The organism is Devosia sp. MDV22-iso42 (assembly GCF_058629155.1).
The window spans coordinates 45619-69642 of record NZ_JBZVWR010000012.1 but is presented as its reverse complement, the minus strand read 5'-3'; the positions used below and the strand labels follow the sequence as shown (position 1 = coordinate 69642).

Here is a 24024-nt window from a genome sequence, read left to right as displayed (position 1 = left end):
GTTCATTGTTCGCGCAGCCGTTGGCGGTAACGCTCCTGGCTGAGCCAGAGGTGTTGGCGCATCGCTTCGCGCGCCGCATCGGCGTCCTGGGCCGAAATGGCCCTCAGAATGGTCAGATGCTCCTGCTGCAGGCCCAGCTGGTATTCCAGCGTCAGCACGCTCTCGGTCCCCCAGGGTGATGCCACATCGCATGGGATCGTGCGGCTGCCCAGACCATCGAGGACCTCGATGTAGAACGGATTATTGGTCGCCGCGGCAATGGCGCGGTGAAAGGCAAAATCAGTCTTGCCGGTGGGCGTGCCGGCCTTGATCTGGCGCTCGAACTCGTTCCAGGCCTCCTGGATGGCCGCGTCCTGGCTGGAACTGCGCCGCAGCGCGGCCAGCCCGGCCGACTCGATCTCGATGCCCATGCGCACTTCGAGCACATTGAGCGCCACCGAAATCTTGTTCGAGCTGCTCGCGCCGATTGCCGAGAACGGACTGGCGGCGCTGGCCATCACGAAGACCCCCGCGCCCTGGCGCGACTGCACCAGCCCGTCGGCGGCCAAGGCGGCAATCGCCTCGCGTACCACCGTGCGGCTGACCCCGAAGATCGCGGTCATCTGGCTTTCGGTGGGCAGCTTGCCGCCGGCCTCGAATTCGCCCTCGGCAATGCGTTTGCGCAGCGAGCCGATCACCAGGTCGGCCAGCTTGGGCTTGCGGCTCAGCGCCAGGACTTCGTCATTCAGGCTCATCAATTACCCCTGAACAGCGCCGGCAACCACAGCGACAGGGCCGGTATGTAGGTCACCAGGCCGAGCACAATGAGGCCGGCGCCATAGAAGGGCCAGATGCTGCGCATCGCCTCCCAGACGGTTATCTTGCCCACCGCGGCGGCCACGAACTGCACCGGGCCCAGCGGCGGCGTATTGAGGCCGATCCCCAGATTGAGGATCATGATCACCCCGAAATGCACCGGGTCGATGCCGAATGACTTGGCGATCGGCAGGAAGATGGGCGTCGTAATGATGATCAGGGGGCCCATATCCATGAAGGTGCCCAGCACCAGCAGCAGCACATTGATCATCAGCAGCACCAGCAGCGGATCGCTCGAGATCGCCGCAATGCCGTCGGTCAGGATGATCGCCACCTTGAGATAGGCCATCAGCCAGCCAAACGAGGCCGCCGCGCCGATGATGAACAGCACCATGGCCGTGGTGCGCACCGCCCCCAGCACCGAATGCACGAACTCGCTCCAGCCCAGCGACCGATAGACCAGCACGGTGACGAGGAAGGCATAGAACACCGCGATGCAGGAGCTTTCCGTCGCCGTGAAAATGCCCGAGCGCACGCCGCCAAAGATGATGGCAATCAGCATCAGCCCGGGAATCGAGGCGAGGAAGAAATAGCCCGCTTTGCGGAAGCCGGGGAACGGCTCGGTCGGGTAGCCGCGCTTGACCGCCACGATATAGGCCGTGATCGACAGCGCCAGCGCCAGCAGCAGGCCGGGAATGATGCCGGCCGTGAACAGGTCGGCAATCGAGATATTGCCCCCGCCCGACAGCGAATAGATGATCATGTTGTGGCTGGGCGGCAGCAGCAGCGCGATCAGCGCCGCCATCGAGGTGACATTGACCGCATAGTCGGCGCCATAGCCGCGCGCCTTCATTTGCGGGATCATGATGCCGCCCACCGCGGCCGCTTCTGCCACGGCCGAGCCGGAAATACCCCCGAACAGCGTCGAGGCGGCGATATTGACCTGCCCCAGCCCGCCGCGCACATGCCCGATCAGCGACCCGGCAAAGGCGATGATCCGCGCCGCGATGCCGCCGCGCATCATCAGGTCGCCGGCAAAGATGAAGAAGGGAATGGCCAGAAGGCTGAAGGCAGACACGCCCGAATTGAGCTGCTGGAACACCACGATGGCGGGGCGACCCAGATAGACGATGGTGGCAAAGCTGGCTATGCCCAGGCAATAGGCGATGGGGGTGCCGATCAGCATCAGCAGCGTAAACACCCCGAACAGGATCCAGTATTCCATGCGTATCAGGCCTCGGTCACGGTCGGGTCGGTCGGCAGATCGTCAATCGGTTCACCGGCCAGGCGCAGCAGCATGCGCTCCAGCGCGAACAGGCACATCAGGAAACCCGAGACCACGATGGGGAAATAGGTAAAGGACGTCGGCAGGCCGAGCACCGGAATGCGGGTGGACCAGTAGCGGATCGCCAGCTCGCCGCCATACCAGACCATGCCGAAGGCAAAGCCGAACACGGCGATGTCGCTGATTGTCCGCAGCCATGGCTTGGCGCTGGACGGCAGCAGATAGAGCAGCACATCAAAGCCCATGTGGAAATTCTCCCGCACCCCCACGGCCGCGCCCAGAAACACGAACCAGGTCACCAGCATGATAGCCCCCGCTTCCGTCCAGGATGGCGAGGCATTGATGACGAAGCGCATGAACACCTGGTAGGCGACGATGAGCGTCATGGCGATGAGGCCAAAACCGGCTAGCCACAGGATGGCAGTGGAAAGGCGCCCCAAGGCGCGACTTATGGGCATGAGCCAGTGTTTCACGTCAGGTTCTCCGCCACGATGGGATCGGGCCGGCGCAGCGCGCCAGCCCGGAAGAAAGCCTCAGCCTTCGGTCGCCTGAATGCGGGCAACCAGATCCTGCAGCTTGGGGTCGGTCACGTACTTGTCGTAGACCGGTTTCATGGCTTCGATGAAGGGCGCCTTGTCGACTTCGTTGATCACCGCGCCGAGCGCTTCCACCGCGGCCTTGGATTCAACTTCCTTGGCAGCCCAGAGCTCGCGTTGCTTGGCAACGGATTCCTTGGCGGCTTCGCGGAACAACGCCTGGTCCTCAGGGGTCAGGCCATCCCAGACGATCTTGGAGATCACCAGGACTTCCGGAACCATCAGGTGTTCGTCAAGCGAATAGAACTTGGCGACTTCGGCATGGCCCGCCGTGTCATAGCTGGGATAATTGTTCTCGGCGCCGTCGATCACGCCGGTCTGGATACCCGAATAGACTTCGCCATAGGGCATCGGCGTGGCATTGCCGCCGAGGGCCGCCACCATGTCCACGAAGATGTCCGAACCCATGACGCGGAACTTCATGCCGGCCATATCGTCAAGCGACTCGATCGGCTTTTCGCTGTTGTAGAACGAGCGCGCGCCACCATCGTAATAGGCCAGCGCGATCAGATCGACGGCCTCGAAGGCGGCCAGGATTTCCTCGCCGATCGGGCCATCCAGCACTGCGTGGAAATGGTCGGCCGAGCGGAAGATATAGGGCAGCTGCGTCACGGTGGCTTCGGCCACCTGGGTGCCGAAGGCGCCGATTGAGATGCGGTTGAGGTCGATCACGCCGAACTGGGTCTGTTCGATCGTGTCGGCTTCCTGGCCGAGCTGGGCCGAGTGGAACACTTCGACGCTATAGCGGCCATCGGTCTTCGCGCTCAGCAGCTCGCCGAAATGCTTGACCGCTTCGACCGTCGGATAGCCATCAGGATGGGTATCGGACGAACGCAATACCGTCTGGGCACTGGCCGTTGAAACCATCAGGGATGCAGCGACAAGCGCAGTCGCTGCCAGTTTAGGCAGATGAAACATGGAGTCCTCCCAGTTGTCTGATGACACCGGTCAGGCCGTCCTCCGACCTGTCGCGACCGGCGTCGTTCACTGTGGCGCAGAGCCCTCGCCCCCGCCACACAAGACCGACCCATCCTCCTCCTCTGGACTCTGCGTCATCTTGGTCACAAACTGGTATGGAAGAACCAGGAACAAGTCAACATACAATCCCCTGCAACTTGTATGATGACTTTTGTCGAGGAGGCCGCTCTCTTTATGGGCCTCGGAAAACAGCAACGCCGCCGAGATTGATCTCGGCGGCGTCATTGTAGGGGTAGTTGCTGGCCCAGCTATTATATGTGGATGGCGCCGTCACCCAGCGACAGGGCCGCCTCGCGCACGGCTTCCGACAGTGTCGGATGTGCATGCGTGCTGCGCGCCAGGTCCTCTGCCGATCCGGAGAACTCCATCAGCACCACCAGTTCGTGGATCATGTCGCCGGCATTCTTGCCCACGATATGGGCGCCCAGCACCCGGTCGGTATTCACATCGGCAAGGATTTTGACAAAGCCCTGCGTCGCCAGCATGGCCTTGGCACGGCCATTGGCGCTGAACGGGAACTTGCCGATCTTGTATTCAATGCCCTCGGCCTTGAGCTCGTCTTCGGTCTTGCCGACGCTGGCCACTTCCGGATTGGTATAGACCACCGACGGAATGGCGGCATAGTTCACATGCCCGGCCTGGCCCGACAGGATCTCGGCCACCGCAATGCCCTCGTCCTCGGCCTTGTGCGCCAGCATCGGGCCGGCAATCACGTCGCCGATCGCATAGATGCCGTCGACCGAGGTCTTGTACTGGCCATCCACCCGCACGCGGCCGCGTTCATCGAGTGCCACCCCGACAATGTCGAGCCCCAGCCCTTCAGTATAGGGTTTGCGGCCAATGGCCACCAGCACCACATCGGCGTCGAGCAGTTCGGCCGCACCGCCCTTGGCTGGCTCCACCGACACCTTGAGCGCGCCATTGTCCTGCTTGTCGACGCCCGAAACCTTGCTCGAGAGCTTGAACTCCATGCCCTGCTTCTGCAGCATGCGCTGGAACTGCCGGGCCACTTCACTGTCCATGCCGGGCAGGATGCGGTCGAGATATTCCACCACCGTCACCTGGCTGCCCAGCCGCGCCCAGACCGAGCCCAGCTCGAGCCCGATCACGCCAGCGCCGATCACCACCAGCTTGCCGGGCACCTTTTCCAGGCTCAGCGCCCCGGTGGAGGTCACGATCTTCTTCTCGTCGATCTCGATGCCCGGCAGGTTGGCCGATACCGAGCCCGAGGCGATGACGATATTCTTGGTCTCGATCTCGACGGCGGCGCCATTCTGTGGCGTCACGCGCACCTTGCCCGGTGCGGCAATGGTGCCGATGCCCTGAAAGGTAGTGATCTTGTTCTTCTTGAACAGGTAATCCACGCCGCCGACATTGGCCGCGACCGTTTCGGTCTTGTGGTTCATCATCTGCGCCAGGTTCAGCACCGGCGTCGGAATGTCGATGCCCAGCGCCTTGAAGCCATGCCCGGCCTCTTCGAACAGCTCGGAAGCATGCAGCAGCGCCTTGGAGGGGATGCAGCCGATATTGAGGCAGGTGCCGCCATGGGTGGCCCATTTCTCGACGACGGCAACCTTCATGCCCAGCTGCGCTGCACGGATCGCAGCGACATAGCCGCCCGGACCCGAGCCGATGATGGTGAGGTCGAAAACGTCTGCCATTGGAAGCCCCGAAACTGGTTAGTGTTGCTGGGCCAGTGCGACACGCACTGCCAGCAGGATGAAGGTAATGCCGGTAACCCGATTAAACCACCTGCCAAAGCGGAAAAACCCCTGTCGTACCGACGCGGTCGTAAAAAACATCGAGACCAGCGCGAACCAGCCAAACAGCATCAGGCTCATGCACGCCACATAGAACACCTTGATGTCACCCCCCGTATGCGCCGAAACCAGGCTGGTAAACAGCGCCAGGAAGAACAGCACGGCCTTGGGATTAAGCAGATTGGTCAGGAAGCCCAGCGCAAAGGCGGCAAAATCGCCGCGTCGCGCCGCGCCCAGTTCGGCCTCAGCCGGCGGCTGCGGTGGCGGACTGCGCAGGGCGGAGATGGCCAGATAGACCAGATAGGCGGCGCCCAGCCATTTGAGAATATTGAACAGCAGCAGTGACTGGCCGACAATCACCCCGACGCCCAGCAGCGTGTAGCTGCCATGCACCAGGATCGACGTGGCGATTCCCGCCGAGGTAAACAGCGCCGCGCGCCGGTCATGGGCAATAGACTGGCGCAGCACCATGGCAAAATCGGCGCCCGGAATGACCGCATTGATGCCAAAGGCCAGCATCAGGCCGGCAAATTCAAGCCAGGGAAAATCCAATTGGGCACCAGGCGCATCGATGGACCCGTCACAGCGGGCCATCCCTGTTTAGCGAACTCTGTCCGCTTCGCAAACTGCCATTGTGCGCGCCCGCTACTGCGCGGCGATAGCCTGGGCCTTTTCCAACGCTGCCGGCAGGCTCTTGTCGATGTCGAGCGCGCCGCTGTTGACCTGCTCGAGAAAGCCCCGGCAGAACTGGTTCTTGTCGCCCGCCTGGTTATAGGCGCTCATGATCTGGCTGCCGCCATAGGTCTCCGCGGCCGCCACGGCTTCCGGCGTGCCGCCGCCCAACCGCTCGACGACGCGATTGGCCAGATCGAGAAAACCGATATTGCGCAGGTACCAGTTGTCATTGGCGGTGTGGTAGGCGCTGTCGAGCCCGGTGGTCTCGTAGCAATGCGTCGTCATAGCGCTGACAATCGCCCTGGCGCCATGAAAGGCCATCAGCTCGCCCACCAGCTCGGGATTGGCCTCGTCCTGGGCATGGGCGGGGAAGAGGATGGCGAGCCACAACAGGGCCGGATAGATCAGGGGATGCAACAGGCGCTCATCTCCGCAAAATACGCGTTAACATGGTTTGTCATCTGCAGCACCCGCGTTAACAGACTGTTAGCATCCAGCGTCGCCGACATCACGAAAGCGCCAACAAAAAGGGGCCCGCCGCAGCGGACCCCGAAATCTGTCATCCCAATGCGGCGATCTAGAGATCGAGCACCAGCCGTTCGGGCGCTTCAAGGCTTTCCTTGACGCGTACGAGGAAGGTCACCGCTTCCTTGCCGTCGACGATCCGGTGATCATAGCTCAGTGCCAGATACATCATCGGCCGGATGACGATCTGCCCGCCAACCACCACGGGACGATCCTGGATCTTGTGCATGCCCAGAATGCCCGATTGCGGGGCATTCAGGATTGGCGTGCTCATGAGCGAGCCATAGACGCCACCATTGGAGATGGTGAAGGTGCCGCCCTGCATGTCGGCCATCGACAGCTGACCGTCGCGGGCCTTCTTGCCCAGCGCATTGATCGCCTTTTCGATGTCGGCAATGCCCATCTGGTCGGCATCGCGCACCACCGGAACCACGAGGCCCTTGTCGGTACCCACAGCCACGCCAATATTGGCATACTGCTTGTAGATCAGGTCATCGCCATCGATCTCGGCATTGACCGCCGGAATCTCCTTGAGGGCATGCACGACGGCCTTGGTGAAAAAGCCCATGAAGCCGAGCTTAACGCCGTGCTTCTTCTCGAACAGTTCCTTGTACTGGGTCCGCAGCGCCATCACCGGCGCCATGTCCACCTCGTTGAAGGTGGTCAGCATCGCAGCGCTGTTCTGTGCTTCCTTGAGGCGGCGGGCAATGGTCTGGCGCAACCGCGTCATCTTCACGCGCTCTTCGCGCACGCCTTCGTCAACCGGGGCGCGGGCAGCCACGGGTGCCTTGGCCTCGGCTGGCTTGGCGGCGGGGGCCGCAGCCGGCGCTGCTGCCGGAGCAGCGGCAATCTTGCTCATGGCCGACAGCACGTCTTCCTTGAGCACCTGGCCTGCCTTGCCCGAACCGGCAATGGTGCCGGCATCAAGGCCGTTCTCGGCAATCATCTTCTGTGCCGAGGGGGCCGGAGCCCGATCGGTGGCCGTGACCGGCTGAGCAGCGGGCTCAGGCTTGATCTCTTCCGGACCGGCGGCATTGTTGATCGGCGCTGCCGACTTGGCTTCGGCTGGCGCCGCAGCGGTAGGCTTGGCCGTCACGGTGACGCCGGCAGCGCCCCCGATGGCGCCCAGCAGTGCGCCCACATCGACCGTCTCGCCCTGCTGGGCGGCAATCGCTTCGAGTACACCGGCGGCGGGCGCCGGCACTTCGATCGTGACCTTGTCGGTTTCAAGTTCGACAATCGGTTCATCGGCAGCGACGGTATCGCCAACCTTCTTGAACCATTGCCCGATGGTGGCTTCAGTGACGCTTTCGCCCAGCGTCGGCACGCGGATTTCAGTCGACATGTATAGTCCTTTTATTGTGCCAAGGCTTCGTCGAGGAAGGCCTGCAGCTGTGCCAGATGCGTACGCATCAGGCCCGTTGCCGTGGATGCAGAAGCCGGACGACCGGTATAGCGCACGCGCTGGCCAGTCCGGCCCATCTGGTCGAATACCCATTCAACATAAGGCTGAATGAAGGCCCAGGCACCCATATTCTTGGGTTCTTCCTGGCACCAGATGACTTCGGCATTCTTGAAGCGGTTCAATTCGTCCAGCAGCGCCTTGGCCGGGAACGGATAGAGCTGCTCGATACGCAGCAGATAGACATCGTCGATGCCCTTCTTTTCGCGATCTTCCAGCAGGTCGTAGTAGACCTTGCCGGTGCACAGCACGACGCGGCGAATCTTGTCGTCGCTGGTCAGCTTGGTCGTGGTTTTTGGCACGCCCGGCGCCTCGGCATCGTCCCACAAGAGGCGGTGGAAGCACGAATCGGGACCCATTTCGACGAGGCCCGAGGTGGCACGCTTGTGGCGCAACAGGCTCTTTGGCGTCATCAGGATCAGCGGCTTGCGGAAGTCGCGCTTCACCTGGCGGCGCAGGGCATGGAAGTAATTGGCCGGCGTAGTGCAGTTGGCGACCTGCATATTGTCTTCCGCACAGAGCTGCAGGAAACGTTCCGGACGCGCCGAGGAGTGCTCGGGGCCCTGGCCTTCATAGCCATGCGGCAGCAGCATCACGAGGCCACTCATGCGGAACCACTTGCGTTCGCCCGAACTTATGAACTGGTCGATGACCACCTGCGCGCCATTCACGAAGTCGCCGAACTGGGCTTCCCAGATGGTCAGCGCCTTGGGCTCGGCGAGGGAATAGCCATATTCAAAGCCCAGCACGGCCTCTTCCGACAGCATCGAGTTGATGACTTCGTAGCGGCACTGCTCCGGGTCGAGATTGTTGAGCGGCGTATAGGTCTTGTTGTCGACCAGCTGGTCATTGAGCACCGAATGGCGCTGGCTGAACGTGCCGCGTTCGACGTCCTGGCCGCTCAGGCGCACCGGATGGCTCTCGGTCACCAGCGTGCCGAAGGCCAGCGATTCTGCCGTGGCCCAGTCCACGCCCTCGCCCGATTCGATCGCCGCGAGGCGGTTGTCCATGAAGCGCTTGACCGTTTTGTGGACGTTGAAGCCTTCGGGAACGCGCGTCAGCGCCGTACCGATCTTGACCAGTTGGTCGATCTCGACCCCGGTCTCGCCGCGGCGCGGCCCTTCGGCATCGGCCGGCCGGAAATCCTTCCAGGCGCCGTCGAGCCAGTCGGCCTTGTTCGGACGATAGTCCTGACCGGCCTCGAATTCCTTTTCCAGCGTCGCGCGCCAGTCGGCCTTGAGCTGCTCGATATCGGCAGCCGACAGCAGACCTTCGCCCACCAGCTTTTCCGCATAGATCTCGAGCGTGGTCTTGTGCGCGCGGATCTTGGAATACATTAGCGGCTGGGTGAAGCTGGGCTCATCGCCTTCGTTATGGCCATGCCGGCGATAGCAGAACATGTCGATGACGACAGGCTTGCCGAACTTCTGGCGATATTCCACAGCCACCTTGGCGGCAAACACCACCGCCTCGGGATCGTCGCCATTCACATGCAGCACCGGCGCCTCGATCATCTTGGCGACGTCGGTCGGATAGGGCGAGGAGCGCGAATACATCGGCGAGGTGGTAAAGCCGATCTGGTTGTTGATCACGAAGTGGATGGACCCACCCGTACGATGGCCCTTGAGGCCGCTGAGGCCCAGGCATTCGGCGATCACGCCCTGCCCGGCAAAGGCCGCATCGCCATGGATCAAAAGCGGCAGCACCATGGAGCGGTCGGGCTTGCCCTCGGTCGGGATATTGACCAGCTTGCCCAGCGGCGCGATGTGCTGGTCCTGCTTGGCGCGTGACTTGCCCAGCACCACCGGATCGACGATCTCGAGATGGCTTGGATTGGCCGTCAGCGACAGATGCACCTTCTTGCCATCGAACTCGCGGTCCGACGAGGCGCCCAGATGGTATTTCACGTCGCCCGAACCCTCGACATCGTCGGGGTAGAAGGCGCCGCCCTTGAACTCATGGAACAGGGCGCGGTGCGGCTTCTGCATCACCTGGGTGAGCACGTTGAGGCGGCCGCGATGGGCCATGCCCAGCACGATATCCTTGATCCCCAGCGCGCCGCCGCGCTTGATGATCTGCTCGAGCGCCGGAATGGTGGCTTCACTGCCATCCAGGCCGAAGCGCTTGGTGCCGGTATATTTGACGTCGATGAACTTCTCGAAGCCCTCGGCCTCGATCAGCTTGCCCAGGATGGCCTTCTTGCCTTCGGGCGTGAAGGAGATTTCCTTGTCCGGCCCCTCGATGCGCTCCTGGATCCACTGCTTGGCTTCAGGATCGGAGATGTGCATGAACTCGATGCCCAGCGTGCCGCAATAGGTGCGCTTGAGAATCGCCAGCATTTCCGGAATCGTCGCGTATTCCAGGCCCAGATAGTTGTCGATGAAGATCTTGCGGCTGTAATCGGCGTCGGTGAAGCCGTAGCTTTTGGGATCGAGCTCGGGCGCCGGCTCATCGGCCTTCATCTTGAGCGGGTCGAGATCGGCATGCAGATGCCCGCGCATGCGGTAGGCCCGGATCATCATGATGGCACGGATCGAATCGCGCGTGGCCTGCAGCACATCGGCGACACTGGACTTGTCGACGCCGAGCGCCTCGGCCTTCTTGGTGATGGCCTTCTCGGTCTTGACCGCGATGTCACCCCAATTGCCGTCGAGCGCGCTGACCAGCTCGCCATTGGCGGCCTGCGGCCAGTCCTTGCGGCCCCAGCTCGGCCCGTCGGCGTTCTTCTGCGCTACGCCCTCGCCGTCATCCAGCTTGGAAAAGAAGCTCTGCCAGGTCTCGTCGACGCTGGCAGGATCGCCTTTGTACCGCGAGTACAATTGCTCGATATAGTCGGCGTTCCCACCATAGAGGAACGAGGTCAGCAAGAACGTGTCGTTCTTTTCCTGTCGTGTCATCGCTTTTTCTCGCGAGGCCCACGCCCCGCCATCCTTCTGGTCTAGCCGGACAGTCTCCGGCCTCATGAACGGTCATTGCTGGCAGGCACTATTGACCGTTCTTCCTTTGCATCCTGTTAAGACTTGCGGCGCCCCGCAAGGCGCCGCCAACCCTAACCTCAAATTTCGCCTGCCGCATCCCAACCGGTTAACACCGTTCTGTGTCCGAAGCGCGACCGACTTTGGGCTAACTTAGCCCTTGAGGACTTCGCTCAGCGTCCGGCCGATCCGTGCCGGCGACTTCGACATGCGGATCCCCGCTGCCTCCATCGCCGCGATCTTGTCTTCCGCGCCGCCCTTGCCGCCCGAAATCACGGCGCCGGCATGGCCCATGGTGCGGCCCGGAGGGGCCGTCAGCCCGGCGATGAAGCCGGCCATCGGCTTCTTGCGGCCGCGCTTGGCTTCATCGATCAGGAACTGGGCAGCGTCTTCTTCGGCCGAGCCGCCGATTTCGCCGATCATCACGATCGACTTGGTCTCCGGATCAGCCAGGAACATTTCGAGCATGTCGATAAATTCGGTACCCTTGACCGGGTCGCCGCCGATACCCACGGCGGTGGACTGACCGAGGCCTTCATTGGTGGTCTGGAACACGGCTTCATAGGTAAGCGTGCCGGAACGGGAAACAATGCCCACCGAGCCCTTGGAGAAGATCGAACCGGGCATGATGCCGATCTTGCATTCTTCCGGCGTCAGCACGCCCGGGCAGTTTGGACCCAAAAGCCGCGACTTGGACTTCTCGAGCCGCGCCTTGACCCGCACCATGTCGAGTACGGGAATACCCTCGGTGATGCAGACGATCAGCGGGATTTCCGCATCGATGGCTTCGATGATGGCGGCGGCAGCGCCGGGAGGCGGCACATAGACCACCGAGGCATTGGCGCCGGTGCGATCCTTGCCTTCGGCAACACTGGCAAATACCGGCAGCGACGCCGAGGCGTCGAGCCCGCTGGTCCAGGTTTCGCCGGCCTTTTTGGGGTTCACCCCACCGACCATCTGCGTGCCGTAATAGGCCAGTGCCTGTTCGGTGTGGAAGGTACCGGTCTTGCCGGTGAGGCCCTGGACGAGAACCTTGGTGTCTTTATTGACGAGAATGGACATGGGTTTGGTCTCTCTTGCAGGGCTTAGGCAGCGGACTTGACGGCGGCGACGATCTTCTGCGCCGCGTCATCGAGGTCGTCGGCCGAAATCACGTTGAGGCCCGACTGATCCAGGATCGCCTTGCCTTCCTTGACCCGGGTGCCCTCGAGGCGAACCACCAGGGGAACCTCAAGCCCGACTTCCTTCACCGCGGCAATCACGCCTTCGGCGATGACGTCGCAGCGCATGATGCCGCCAAAGATATTGACCAGGATGCCCTTCACGGCCGGATCGGCCGTGATGATCTTGAAGGCCGCGGTGACCTTTTCCTTGGTGGCGCCGCCACCGACGTCGAGGAAGTTGGCCGGCTCGGCGCCATAGAGCTTGATGATGTCCATGGTCGACATGGCCAGGCCCGCGCCATTGACCATGCAGCCGATATTGCCGTCGAGCGCCACATAGGCCAGGTCGAACTTGCTGGCTTCGATTTCCTTGGCGTCCTCTTCGCTGAGGTCGCGCAGCGCCTTGAGCTCTTCGTGGCGGAAGGCGGCATTGTTGTCAAAGCTCACCTTGGCGTCGAGCACGCGCAGATGCCCATCGGTCATCACGATCAGCGGATTGACCTCGAGCATGCTCATGTCGGTTTCGACAAAGGCCTTGTAGAGGATCGGCATCAGTGTGGCGGCATCGGCCTTGGCATCGCCATCGAGCGCCAGGGCGCTGACGATCTTGGCCACATCGGCCTCGGTGACGCCGGCGGTCGGATCGATATCGACACTGATGATCTTTTCGGGTGTGTGCTCGGCAACCGCCTCAATATCCATGCCGCCTTCTGTGGACACCACGAACGACACGCGGCCGCTGTCACGGTTGACCAGCAGCGAGCAGTAGAGCTCGCGGGCAATGTCGGCGCCGTCTTCGATATAAAGCCGGTTGACCTGCTTGCCGGCGGGGCCGGTCTGCTTGGTCACCAGGGTATTGCCCAGCATTTCCTTAGAGAAGGCGACCACTTCATCAATGGTCTTGGCCAGGCGCACGCCGCCCTTGGCATCGGGGCCCAGTTCCTTGAACTTGCCCTTGCCACGCCCACCGGCATGGATCTGGCTCTTGACCACATAAAGCGGGCCCGGCAGCGACTTGGCGGCAGCAGCGGCTTCATCGGCCGAAAAGATCGCCACGCCGGCGGCAACCGGTGCGCCATACGATTTCAGCAGCTCTTTGGCCTGGTGTTCATGGATGTTCATTGTCTAGCCTCTAGTTTGTGGCGTCTGCCATAGAGCGCGTGCGAATGCGCCTTTATCCCCGGAGGGCTTCGTTAGCATCAGATAATCGCGTTCAACGAGATCGAGATAGCTGACGATCTCATTTTGCGACGATCCTGTTTCGAGCATGGACTGCAGGTGCAACAGGTAGGTGTCGTATTCGTCTTCCGGTAGCGGGCGATAACTGATCTCGCCCGCCGTATCTGCATTCGCCATGGGAACCCCGATAGGATTCCAGTGCCTGGCGCACAAGTCCCGCAGGTGAGACAGGTCTGGCACATTACCCAGCATTTCAGGCCAGCTTGGGCGCGATCTTCTTGCAGGCCTCGATCAGCCCTTCAACGGCGCCGACCGACTTGTCGAAAGCCTTCTGCTCGGCCGAGTTGAGCGTGATCTCGACGACCTTTTCCGCGCCACCGGCGCCGATGACGACAGGCACGCCGACATAGGTGCCCTTCACGCCGAATTCGCCATTGAGATAGACCGCGGCGGGCAGCACGCGCTTCTTGTCCTTGAGGAAGCTTTCAGCCATGGCAATGGCCGAAGTAGCCGGCGCATAGAAGGCCGAGCCGGTCTTGAGCAGGCCGACGATCTCGGCGCCGCCGTCACGGGTGCGCTGGATGATCTCTTCGAGCTTTTCCTTGCTCATCCAGCCCATCTTGACGATGTCGGTGAGCGGAATGCCGGCCACGGTCGAATAGCGCGCCAGCGGCACCATGGTGTCGCCGTGCCCGCCCATGACGAAGGCATTGACGTCCTGGATCGAGACGTTGAGTTCATCGGCGATGAAGTGGCAGAAGCGCGAGCTGTCGAGCACGCCGGCCATGCCGATCACCATCTTGGTGGGCAGGCCGGAGAACTTTTGCAGCGCCCAGACCATGGCGTCGAGCGGGTTGGTGATGCAGATGACGAAGGCCTTGGGCGCATATTTGGCAATCCCGGCGCCAACCTGCTCCATCACCTTGAGGTTGATTTCGAGCAGGTCGTCGCGGCTCATGCCCGGCTTGCGCGGCACGCCGGCGGTGACGATGACGACATCGGCGCCCTTGAGGTCTTCATATTTTGAGGTGCCGGTGATGGAAGCATCATAGCCTTCGACCGGTGCCGACTGCGACAGGTCGAGCGCCTTGCCCTGCGGCACGCCGTCAACGATGTCGAACAGGACGATATCGCCCAGGTCCTTGAGAGCGGCGAGATGGGCGAGTGTGCCGCCAATCTGACCCGAGCCGATAAGAGCGATCTTCTTGCGCGCCATTAGTCCTCATCCCAACTGCGTTGAATTGGCGCACGTTTAACCCTGTCGGCTCAGAGGGGCAAGTGAACCCTTCGTCTAAACCACGCTTTGGCCCTTGCCGATGGGCGAAGGGCCCCTGCCCGATGGGCAAGGTGCGCCGCCGCGCGCTACGAAGCGGCCTCGACCGGCACGTCGCGCAGACCCTGTGCCAGATAGTCCTCGGACTGCATCTCGATCAGCCGCGATACGGTGCGCCCGAATTCGAACGCCGTCTTGTCGTCCTTGCCCAGCTGCTCCAGCGGCACGGCAAAGCTGGCGCCCAGCTTGACGCCGCGATCATAGAGAGTGTCGATCAAGAGGATAAAGCGCTTGGCCTGATTGGACATGGTGCGGTCCATCTGCGGCACGCCATCGATGATGATGGCATCGAACTGATGGGCGATGCGCACGAAGTCGCGCGAGCCCAGCGGCTTGTCGCAGAGATCGGCAAAGCCGAACCGCGCCGCGCCCAGCCAGGTCAGCGGCACGGCGATCTTGCGCCCGGTGCTTTCGACCACGCCCGGTTCACCCGCCTCGCCCCCCGTCAGCCGCAGCCACAGCCGGTCCATCTGGGCCCGGGCCTCGTCGCCTGTGCCAAAGGCATAGACGTGCTGGCCGGCAAATTTCAGCCGCCGGTAATCCTGCGCCGCCGGCAGCGCCGCCACTGTCAGATGCGCCTTGAGCAGGTCGATGAAGGGCAGGAACAATTGCCGGTTGAGACCATCCTTGTAGAGGTCGTCGGGCACCACATTGGAGGTGGTTACCAGCGTCACCCCGGCCGCGAACAGCTTGTCGAACAGACGCGCCAGCAGCATGGCATTGGTGATGTCATGCACATGCATTTCATCCAGGCACAGCAGTTTGAGGCCCGACTTGATGATAGGCTTGACCACCGCCTCGACCGGATCGGCATCCTTGCCCCTGGCGCTCTTGCGGAAGGCCGCCATGCCGGCATGGATCTCGTCCATGAATTCGTGGAAGTGCACCCGCCTTTTGGTGACCGGCGCAGCGGCAAAGAACAGGTCCATCAGCATGGTCTTGCCACGCCCGACCTCGCCATAAAGATAAAGCCCGCGCACCGGCACTTTCGGCCGGTCGAGCAGCTTGTCCAGCAGCCCGCGCGGCTTGCTGTCCTCCAGCCCCGCCAGCACCTCGTCGAGCAGCAGCACGGCTTCGCGCTGCGCCGGATCGGCGTTCAGGGTACCGCGCACCACCAGCGCCTGATAGGCGCCCATGACGGGGCCGACGGCAGTGGCAGGTTCAGTACGGCGGGGGCGAGGGGGCAAACGCAAGGCTCTCGATAGGCCTCATCACGGTCCGCCTGACTTGACCGCAGGAGGCGAAGGACGAGATCGTTGTGGCAGGTCTCGTGCTTCGACACGCTCACCACGAGCTCTGCCGGACATGCGAGACAAGCCGAAAAAATGGAGCCGGCCCATCGGACCGGCCCCATTCAAATTCTAGCGGGCCATCGAGATGGCCTGGCCACCGGCCATAGTGCCGATATAGCGACCACTGCTCGGGGCCAGGAACGCGGCGATATTGCCATTTTCATCATAGAGCTGCAGCTGGCTGCCGACCTGCTGCCAGCCGGCGACGCCGGCCAGCACGGGAACCGCGCAACCGGGCGCCGACGCACGGTAGTAGCTGGTACCGGTCTTGGCGGTCATCGGCAGGTTGAGCCGGCACTGTGCAGCACCGGCCACGACATTCCACACGCCTTCAGGACCGCTGGTCATGGCGCCCGCCGTCGGCTGGGCCAGCGGATCGAGCGAGACGATCGAGGAGGGCGTGCCGGGCGTAGCCGCGGCCATCTGCGTATTGCCGGCCATCATCGGGCTGGTGCCGGTCATGGCCGTATTGGCCTGAACCCCGCCCAGCACCGGCTGGCCGGACAGGCCGGGTGCAACGGTGCCCGTGGCGCCGATCGCCGGCAGCGTGCCCTGCTGCACCACCGAATTCTGCACCGGCTGCAATTGCTGCGGCGTGCCGATCGTGTTGAGATTGGCGGTGTTTGATCCCGTTGAGGAACATCCCGCCACTACCAGCGCGATGGCTGCAATGCCCGCAGCGGAAACCAGTCCGCGCATCCAAACCGTCATTGGTCGCTCCTACCCAAAGGCTTAACAAAAGTTAACAGGTTGGCTGGCTTATAGCCAAAGCCTTTCCTGCATTCAACCGCCCATGGTCCGCAACTGACGTAAGGCACAGCAATGTGGCGCTTTACGGGTCGCCCACCACCATTTCCTTTAACAGTTCTGCGGCCAGAAGCGTTGCATCCTCCACTTCTTCTTCCGGTACCTGCACCGGCACGCCGCCCCGGCCGAAGATATTGCCCACCCCCGGCAACCCGCCTTCGCCCTGCTCGAGCGGGTGAAACCCATAGGCACGCAGCGCCACCACCAGCATGCGGGCGGTGGCCGGACTGTCGACATGGGCGATTACCTGATAACTCATGCGCGTCTCCTTGCGCCCGATCCTGACTGTCAAACCGTCTCGGGGCAAGCCCGCAGCGCGGCTTGGCGGGCGAACGCCTGCCCGCCCGGCGCGGCTTGCCAAGCCTGTCGCAACATGGTGCAGTTGGTGCCGGCCTTTTCACCGCATGGTGATTTGCCGCCTTGCCAACCACCGCGCTTAGCATGCCGGACAACCTGTCTGCCCGGAGACCCGATGGGCGCCTATATCCTTCGCCGCATTCTGCTGATGATCCCGACCGTATTCGGCATCATGGCCATTTCCTTCCTGATCACCCAGTTCGCCCCCGGCGGCCCGGTCGAGCAGGCGCTGGCCAATATGTCGGGCCAGAATGCCTCCATGACCGAGCGCATCACCGGCAGCGAGAGTGGCGATTTCACTGCCCAGCCCGCCAAGTCATCCGGATCGGCCTATCGCGGCAGCCAGGGCCTGGCGCCCGAGCTGGTGGCGCGCATCGAGCAGCAGTTCGGTTTCGACAAGCCGCCGCTCGAGCGCTTCGGCAGCATGCTGTGGAACTATCTGCGCTTCGATTTCGGCGACAGCTACTATCGCGACATTTCCGTCATCGACCTGATCCTCGAGAAGATGCCGGTCTCCATCTCGCTGGGCCTGTGGATGACACTGCTGGCCTATGGCATTTCCATTCCGCTCGGCATCAAGAAGGCGGTCACCGATGGTAGCCGCTTTGACGTCTGGACCTCCACCATCGTCATCATCGGCTATGCCGTGCCGGGCTTCCTCGTCGCCATCGCCTTGATCATCCTCTTTGCCGGCGGCAGTTTCTTGTCGATCTTTCCGCTGCGCGGCCTGCACTCGACTGGCTCGGCCAACTGGCCATTTCATCTCTGGCTGCTCGACTATCTCTGGCATCTGGTCCTGCCCATCATCGCCATGGGCCTGGGCGCCTTTGCCACCACCACCCTGCTGACCAAGAATTCCTTCATCGACGAAATCGGCAAGCAATATGTCACCACCGCGCGCGCCAAGGGCCTGACGGAAAACCAGGTGCTCTACCGCCACGTCTTCCGCAACGCCATGATGCTGATCATCGCCAGCTTCCCGGCTGCCTTTGTCGGTGCCTTCTTCGGCGGCTCGCTGCTGATCGAAACCATCTTCTCGCTCGATGGCCTGGGCCTGCTCGGCTTCGTCTCCGTCGTCACCCGCGATTATCCGGTGGTCTTTGCCACGCTCTATATCTTCAGCCTGCTCGGCCTCGTCATCTCGCTGATCTCTGACCTGGCCTATATGTGGGTCGATCCGCGCCTTGATTTTGAAAGTCGCGAAGTATGAGCGCGGTAACCGACATCGAACCCGCCGCCCCCCCGCGCCGCCGCTGGCTCAGCCCGATCAACCAGCGCCGCTGGGCCAATTTCCGCGCCAATCGCCGCGGCTGGTGGTCACTCTGGCTGTTCCTGGCCTTCTTCACCCTCACCCTGGGTTCCGAGTTCATCGCCAATGACCGGCCCATCGTGGTTTCCTACGAGGGCGAACTGCTCTTCCCCGCCTTTGTCGATTATCCCGAAGCCCGCTTTGGCGGCTTTCTCGGCACGCCCGACTATCGCGACGATTTCATGGAGGAGCAGATCGCCGCCAATGGCTGGGCCATCTGGCCGCCCGTGCATTTCAGCTACGGCACCGTCGATGGCTACCAGCCCGGTTCCGGCGCCACCGCCCCCTCCTGGCTGCTGAGCCGCGACCAGGTCTGCAGCCGCTATCCCCTGGGCGTTGACGATCCTGGCTGCAACTGGAGCAATTATCACTGGCTGGGCACTGATGGCGAAGCCCATGACGTGCTGGCCCGCCTCCTCTATGGCGTGCGCATTTCCATCCTCTTCGGCTTTACCCTGACCATCCTCTCCTCTGTCGTCGGTCTCTTTGCCGGCGCCGTGCAGGGCTATTTCGGCGGCTGGCTCGACCTCATCGCCCAGCGCCTGATCGAAATCTGGACCGCCATTCCTGCGCTCTACCTGCTGCTGATCATTTCGAGCGTCATCGCCCCCAGCTTCTGGGTCCTGCTCGGCATCCTGCTGCTCTTCTCCTGGGTCTCGCTGGTCGGCATTGTGCGGGCCGAATTCCTGCGCGGCCGCAATTTCGAATATATCACCGCCGCCCGCGCTTTGGGCGTCTCCAACTTGACCATCATGTGGCGGCATCTGCTGCCCAATGCCATGGTCGCCACCCTCACCTTCATGCCCTTCATTCTCTCGGGCTCGGTCGTCACCCTCACCTCGCTCGATCTGCTCGGCCTGGGCCTTGAACCCGGCACGCCCTCGCTGGGCGACCTCCTGTTCCAGGGCAAGGAAAACCTCCAGGCGCCATGGCTCGGTCTCACCGGCTTTTTCGCCATCGCCATCCTCATGACCCTGCTGGTCTTCATCGGAGAAGCCGTCCGCGACGCCTTCGATCCCCGCAAGGCGTTTGCATGACCACCCCCCTGCTCTCCGTCCGCGACCTGACCATTGCCTTCGGCGCCAATCTGGCCACGCGCCATGTCTCCTTCGACATCGCCCCGGGCGAAACCCTGGCGCTGGTGGGCGAATCCGGCTCCGGCAAGTCCGTGACCGCCCTCTCCGTGCTCAAGCTGCTGCCGCCAACGGCGCAGCTCTCCGGCCAGATCCTGTTCAAAGGCCTCGACCTCGTCACCGCGCCGCCCGCCGAGCTGCGCGCCGTGCGCGGCAATGACATTTCGATGATCTTTCAGGAGCCGATGAGCTCGCTCAACCCGGTGCATCCCATCGAGCGCCAGATCGGCGAGGTCCTCGCCATCCATGGGGGCCTGCGCGCCACCGCCGCCCGCGCCCGCACGATGGAACTGCTCGACGCCGTCGGCATTGCCGATCCCAAGAGCCGCCTCGCTGCCTTTCCGCATCAGCTCTCGGGCGGCCAGCGCCAGCGCGTCATGATCGCCATGGCCCTGGCCAACGAACCTGACCTGCTGATCGCCGACGAACCCACCACCGCGCTCGACGTCACCGTGCAGGCCCAGATTCTGATCCTGCTCAAGGACCTGCAGCGGCGCCTCGGCATGGCCATGCTGTTCATCACCCATGATCTGGGCATCGTCAAAACCATTGCCGACCGCGTCTGCGTCATGACCGAGGGTAAAATCGTCGAGACCGGCCCGGTCGCCCCGCTCTTTGCCGCGCCGCAGCACGCCTATACCCGCCATCTGCTGGCCGCCGAACCGCGCGGCACCCCGCCGGCCAGCGACCCGCGCGCCCCCACCATCATCGAGGTCAACGACCTCAAGGTCTGGTTCCCCATCAAGCGCGGCCTGCTGCGCCGCACCATGGGCCATATCCGCGCCGTCGATGGCGTCGACCTGACCATCCGCCGCGGCGAAACCCTGGGCGTCGTCGGCGAATCCGGCTCCGGCAAATCCACCCTGGGCTATGCCCTGCTGCGCCTCATTCCCTCCATCGGCCGCATCGTCGTGCTCGGCAATGAACTGCAGGCCCGCTCCTGGAAGGCCATGCGGCCACTGCGCGCCGATCTGCAGATCGTCTTTCAGGATCCTTTCGGCTCGCTCAGCCCGCGCATGTCGGTCGATCAGATCATCGGCGAGGGCCTGGCCGTGCACCAGCCCCGCCTCAGCGCCGCCGAGCGCGACGCCCGCGTGGTCACGGCGCTCCAGGAAGTCGGCCTGCCGCCCGAGACGCGCTTCCGCTATCCGCACGAATTCTCCGGCGGCCAGCGCCAGCGCATCGCCATTGCCCGCGCCCTGGTGCTGGAGCCCAAATTCGTCGTGCTCGACGAGCCGACCTCCGCGCTCGACGTCTCCATCCAGGCCCAGGTGGTCGATCTCTTGCGCGACCTGCAGCAGCGCCATGGCCTGACTTATCTGTTCATCAGCCACGATCTAAAGGTGGTGCGCGCTTTGGCCAATCGGCTCATCGTCATGCGCGAGGGCAAAGTCGTCGAGCAGGGCGACGCCGCCGCTATCTTTGCCGCCCCGCAACAGGACTATACCCGCACCCTGATGGCCGCCGCCTTCAACCTGGCCGCCCCACCGATCCGTGACCACGCGCCCCCTGTCGCGCCGTCATGATTGCGCTTACTCTTCTGTCACAATTGCCCTTTCTCCGGAGCCGTCCGATGCAGTTCGCACCCCTCCTTGCCCTTGGCCTGCTGCTCGGCCTCGCCGCGCCGACCACAGCCCAGACCGCCACCGGTGAGTGGACCCATGCCTTCAACATGCAGGCGGACCCCAAATATCCCGCCGACTACCCCCATTTCGACTATGTCAATGTCGATGCCCCCAAGACGGGCATGGTGCGCCTGGGCGATCAAGGCGGCTTTGACACCTTCAACCCCATCCTGCCCAAGGGCGAGCCAGCCGGCGGGTTGGGCCTGGTCTACGAAACCCTGCTGACCCCCTCGATGGATGAGGTCAATTCCTACTACGGGCTGATCGCGCAGAGTCTGAAGATCGCCGACGACTACGGCGCCGTCAGCTTCCGCGTCGACCCGGCGGCCAAATGGCAGGATGGCGAACCCGTCACGGCCGAGGATGTCGTCTGGTCCTTCGAGACTGCGATCGCGCTCAATCCCAATCAGGCGCAATATTACAAGAACGTCACCAGCGCCGAAGTCACCGCGCCCGGCGAGGTGACCTTCTCCTTCGATCAGACCGGCAACCGCGAACTGCCGCTGATCCTGGGCCAGCTCATGGTGCTGCCCCAGCACTGGTGGGAGGGCAGCGACGCCAGCGGCAAGCCGCGCGATATCGGCCAGTCGACGCTCGAAGCCCCCATGGGCTCAGGTCCCTACCAGCTCGCCAGTTTTGATGCCGGCCGCACCATCACCTATCAGCGCGACCCCGACTATTGGGGTATCAACCACCCCACCCGTATCGGCACCAACAATTTCGACAAATACGAGATCGAGTACTTCCTCGATACCACCGTGCAGTTCGAGGCCTTCAAGGGCGATCAGTTCGACTGGTGGGCCGAGAACCAGGCCCGCCGCTGGGCCACCGGCTTTGATTTCCCCGCCGTCGCCGATGGCCGCGTCATCAAGGAACTCTTCCCCCAGGACTATGCCGATAACGGCCTGATGGTCGGCTTCATCCACAATATGCGCCGTGACATGTTCAAGGATGAACGCGTGCGCCGGGCGCTCAACTATGCGTTCAATTTCGAGGCGCTCAGCGACACCCTGTTCTTTGGCCAGTACAAGCGCATCGACAGCTATTTCTATGGTCTGCCCTTTGCCTCGAGCGGCCTGCCGCAGGGCGAGGAGCTTGAGATCCTGACCGCGCTCAAGGATCAGGTGCCGCCCTCGGTCTTTACCGAACCCTATGTCAATCCGGTGGGTGGCGATTCAGGCAAGCTGCGTGAAAACCTGCGCCAGGCGCTGACCCTCTTCAACGAGGCCGGCTATACGCTGAACGGCACCAAGCTCGTCGACGCACAGGGCAACCCCTTCACCTTCGAAATCCTGCTCAATGGCCCAACACTGGAGCCGGTCGCCGCCAACCTGGTGGCCAATCTGGCGCTGATCGGCGTCCAGGTAAGCCTGCGCTCGGTCGACAGCCCGCAATATATCAACCGGCTGCGCGCCCATGACTACGACGTCATCTATAGCGGCTGGGTGCAGTCCTTCTCGCTGGGCAATGAGCAGCGCTATTACTTCGGCTCGGGCAGCGTCGAAGAAGAGGGCAGCCAAAACTATGCCGGCATCGCCGATCCCGCCATCGATGCGCTGATCGACCAGATCATCGTCGCCGATGATCGCGACACCCAGGTCGCCGCCAGCATGGCGCTCGACCGGGTGCTGCTGCACAACCACTATATGGTCCCCGGCTATACCCTGCGCGAATTGCGCGTCGCCCATTGGGATCGCTTCAGCCACCCCGAACCACTGCCGGAGTTCTCGTCCGGCTTCCCCACCATCTGGTGGTATGACGAGTCCAAGGCAGCCAAGACCGGCGGTGCCGGCGCGCGATAGCGCGCTGGCCAGGTCAGCCGCATCCGCTAGAGCAGCTTGCCATCCTTGTAAATCGAGGCATTGATGGCGCCCTTGTCCAGATCATTGGCCACGGGGACCGAGGTCGCATCATCGCCTTCGCAGGTCATGTTGCCCTCCACGTCGCGTATCTGGGCGCTGTCGCCACAATCCAGCGGGGCCTGGTCCTGCGACCAGACCGGCATCGCGCCTAGGGAGAACAGCGCACAGATCAATAGCGGCTTCAGAATCGTCATGGGGAACCTCGGATTGGGCCCAATGACTAGCACGCCCGCGCCCCACCAAGTGTCGGTGAAACAGGAATAAATTGCCCCCAATTGCTTGGCTAATCCGGCTTGCGCGCTACCAGGTCGATCACCGCCGATAGCCCGGCATGCGCGCTGCCCTCGGTCAGTTCGGTGTCATAGCTTTCGAGGCTGATGATCTCAAGCCCGGCAAACTGCTCCCGCAGCAGAGGCTCGGTATACATGTTCTCCAACTGCGACGGCCCGCCCGTGCCATGCGCCAACTGCTCGGGACGATAGCCCTGCAGCAGCAGCAAGCCGCCCGGGGTCAGCGTCTGCACCATGCCGGCAAACATGGCCGCCCGCAGCGGCGGCGCGGCGAACTGGATGAAGATCGCCGCCACCACGTCGAAACGCGCCGCCGGCCAGTCATAATCGGCAATGTCGAGGCAATGGGTGGTCAGGCGCACGCCGCGCTTGCGGGCCAGCCCGTCCGCTTTGATCAGCCCGACTGGCGAGGCGTCGATGGAGAGCACGTCCAGTCCCTGCTCGGCCATGAACACGCCGTTGCGCCCTTCGCCATCAGCCACGGCCAGCGCCGTGCGATAACCCTTGAGCCGCCCTCCATTGGCTGCCAGGAAGGCGTTGGGCGCTTCCCCGAACACATAGCCGGGGCGGTCATAGCGGCTGTCCCAGAAACTCATCGCCTTGCTCCGGCCCGCGAACGCTGC

At 62.9% G+C, this 24024-nt stretch carries 22 protein-coding genes; 4 read left to right on the top strand and 18 right to left on the bottom strand.

Features of this window, described 5'->3' with window-relative positions; all coding sequences use genetic code 11:
- Nucleotides 1–2: 2 nt before the first annotated feature.
- The 16 genes from AC4NN3_RS15225 to AC4NN3_RS15150 all read right to left on the bottom strand — a co-directional run bounded on the left by AC4NN3_RS15225 (nt 3) and on the right by AC4NN3_RS15150 (nt 17084).
- Nucleotides 3–734: a FadR/GntR family transcriptional regulator gene (locus AC4NN3_RS15225; protein ID WP_491927939.1), complete on the bottom strand. Its 732-nt coding sequence runs from the start codon at nt 732–734 to the stop codon at nt 3–5.
- Nucleotides 734–2020 carry a TRAP transporter large permease gene (locus AC4NN3_RS15220; RefSeq protein ID WP_491927938.1) on the bottom strand — a complete coding sequence of 429 codons (1287 nt, stop codon included), beginning with the start codon at nt 2018–2020 and terminating at the stop codon, nt 734–736. The genes AC4NN3_RS15225 and AC4NN3_RS15220 overlap by 1 nt, the downstream gene beginning before the upstream one ends.
- A gap of 5 nt (nt 2021–2025) precedes the next feature.
- Entirely contained in the window at nt 2026–2553 is a 528-nt protein-coding gene (locus AC4NN3_RS15215) for a TRAP transporter small permease (RefSeq protein ID WP_491927937.1), read from the bottom strand.
- Nucleotides 2554–2613: 60 nt separating this feature from the next.
- Nucleotides 2614–3594: a TRAP transporter substrate-binding protein gene (locus AC4NN3_RS15210; protein ID WP_491927936.1), complete on the bottom strand. Its 981-nt coding sequence runs from the start codon at nt 3592–3594 to the stop codon at nt 2614–2616.
- Between the two features lie 311 nt (nt 3595–3905).
- Nucleotides 3906–5315, bottom strand: a complete 1410-nt coding sequence (lpdA, locus tag AC4NN3_RS15205) for a dihydrolipoyl dehydrogenase (RefSeq protein ID WP_491927935.1) — start codon at nt 5313–5315, stop codon at nt 3906–3908.
- Nucleotides 5316–5333: 18 nt separating this feature from the next.
- Entirely contained in the window at nt 5334–5966 is a 633-nt protein-coding gene (locus AC4NN3_RS15200) for a LysE family transporter (RefSeq protein WP_491927934.1), read from the bottom strand.
- A gap of 93 nt (nt 5967–6059) precedes the next feature.
- Nucleotides 6060–6506 carry a hypothetical protein gene (locus tag AC4NN3_RS15195; RefSeq protein ID WP_491927933.1) on the bottom strand — a complete coding sequence of 149 codons (447 nt, stop codon included), beginning with the start codon at nt 6504–6506 and terminating at the stop codon, nt 6060–6062.
- A gap of 160 nt (nt 6507–6666) precedes the next feature.
- Nucleotides 6667–7959, bottom strand: a complete 1293-nt coding sequence (gene odhB / locus AC4NN3_RS15190; protein ID WP_491927932.1) for a 2-oxoglutarate dehydrogenase complex dihydrolipoyllysine-residue succinyltransferase — start codon at nt 7957–7959, stop codon at nt 6667–6669.
- An 11-nt stretch (nt 7960–7970) separates the two neighbouring features.
- Nucleotides 7971–10973: a 2-oxoglutarate dehydrogenase E1 component gene (locus tag AC4NN3_RS15185; protein ID WP_491927931.1), complete on the bottom strand. Its 3003-nt coding sequence runs from the start codon at nt 10971–10973 to the stop codon at nt 7971–7973.
- Nucleotides 10974–11204: 231 nt separating this feature from the next.
- A complete protein-coding gene (gene sucD / locus AC4NN3_RS15180) occupies nt 11205–12113 on the bottom strand; it encodes a succinate--CoA ligase subunit alpha (RefSeq protein ID WP_491927930.1) in 909 nt (302 codons plus the stop codon).
- 23 nt (nt 12114–12136) lie between these two features.
- On the bottom strand, nt 12137–13336 hold the full coding sequence (sucC, locus tag AC4NN3_RS15175; protein WP_491927929.1) for an ADP-forming succinate--CoA ligase subunit beta: 1200 nt from the start codon (nt 13334–13336) through the stop codon (nt 12137–12139).
- A 3-nt stretch (nt 13337–13339) separates the two neighbouring features.
- Nucleotides 13340–13570 carry a hypothetical protein gene (locus AC4NN3_RS15170; protein ID WP_491927928.1) on the bottom strand — a complete coding sequence of 77 codons (231 nt, stop codon included), beginning with the start codon at nt 13568–13570 and terminating at the stop codon, nt 13340–13342.
- A gap of 76 nt (nt 13571–13646) precedes the next feature.
- The gene (gene mdh / locus AC4NN3_RS15165) at nt 13647–14609 is read right to left on the bottom strand and encodes a malate dehydrogenase (RefSeq protein WP_491927927.1); all 963 of its coding nucleotides are present in this window, start codon (nt 14607–14609) and stop codon (nt 13647–13649) included.
- A 146-nt stretch (nt 14610–14755) separates the two neighbouring features.
- On the bottom strand, nt 14756–15913 hold the full coding sequence (gene zapE / locus AC4NN3_RS15160) for a cell division protein ZapE (RefSeq protein ID WP_491927926.1): 1158 nt from the start codon (nt 15911–15913) through the stop codon (nt 14756–14758).
- 174 nt (nt 15914–16087) lie between these two features.
- Nucleotides 16088–16729, bottom strand: a complete 642-nt coding sequence (locus AC4NN3_RS15155; RefSeq protein WP_491927925.1) for an AprI/Inh family metalloprotease inhibitor — start codon at nt 16727–16729, stop codon at nt 16088–16090.
- A 121-nt stretch (nt 16730–16850) separates the two neighbouring features.
- Nucleotides 16851–17084 carry a hypothetical protein gene (locus AC4NN3_RS15150; RefSeq protein ID WP_491927924.1) on the bottom strand — a complete coding sequence of 78 codons (234 nt, stop codon included), beginning with the start codon at nt 17082–17084 and terminating at the stop codon, nt 16851–16853.
- A 213-nt stretch (nt 17085–17297) separates the two neighbouring features.
- On the opposite strand from AC4NN3_RS15150, the gene AC4NN3_RS15145 reads away from it, so the two are divergent.
- From AC4NN3_RS15145 to AC4NN3_RS15130, 4 genes are read left to right on the top strand one after another with little or no spacing between them, the layout of a single operon-like run.
- Nucleotides 17298–18392 carry a microcin C ABC transporter permease YejB gene (locus AC4NN3_RS15145; RefSeq protein ID WP_491927923.1) on the top strand — a complete coding sequence of 365 codons (1095 nt, stop codon included), beginning with the start codon at nt 17298–17300 and terminating at the stop codon, nt 18390–18392.
- Nucleotides 18389–19528 carry an ABC transporter permease gene (locus AC4NN3_RS15140; protein ID WP_491927922.1) on the top strand — a complete coding sequence of 380 codons (1140 nt, stop codon included), beginning with the start codon at nt 18389–18391 and terminating at the stop codon, nt 19526–19528. The genes AC4NN3_RS15145 and AC4NN3_RS15140 overlap by 4 nt, the downstream gene beginning before the upstream one ends.
- A complete protein-coding gene (locus AC4NN3_RS15135) occupies nt 19525–21150 on the top strand; it encodes an ABC transporter ATP-binding protein (RefSeq protein ID WP_491927921.1) in 1626 nt (541 codons plus the stop codon). Before AC4NN3_RS15140 ends, AC4NN3_RS15135 begins: the two co-directional genes overlap by 4 nt.
- 47 nt (nt 21151–21197) lie before the next feature.
- On the top strand, nt 21198–23051 hold the full coding sequence (locus AC4NN3_RS15130) for an extracellular solute-binding protein (RefSeq protein WP_491927920.1): 1854 nt from the start codon (nt 21198–21200) through the stop codon (nt 23049–23051).
- Between the two features lie 26 nt (nt 23052–23077).
- Here the strand turns inward: AC4NN3_RS15130 and AC4NN3_RS15125 are convergent, their stop codons facing one another.
- Together AC4NN3_RS15125 and AC4NN3_RS15120 are read right to left on the bottom strand one after the other, a co-directional pair.
- Entirely contained in the window at nt 23078–23305 is a 228-nt protein-coding gene (locus tag AC4NN3_RS15125) for a hypothetical protein (RefSeq protein WP_491927919.1), read from the bottom strand.
- An 89-nt stretch (nt 23306–23394) separates the two neighbouring features.
- Nucleotides 23395–23997, bottom strand: a complete 603-nt coding sequence (locus AC4NN3_RS15120; protein ID WP_491927918.1) for a class I SAM-dependent methyltransferase — start codon at nt 23995–23997, stop codon at nt 23395–23397.
- Nucleotides 23998–24024: the final 27 nt, after the last annotated feature.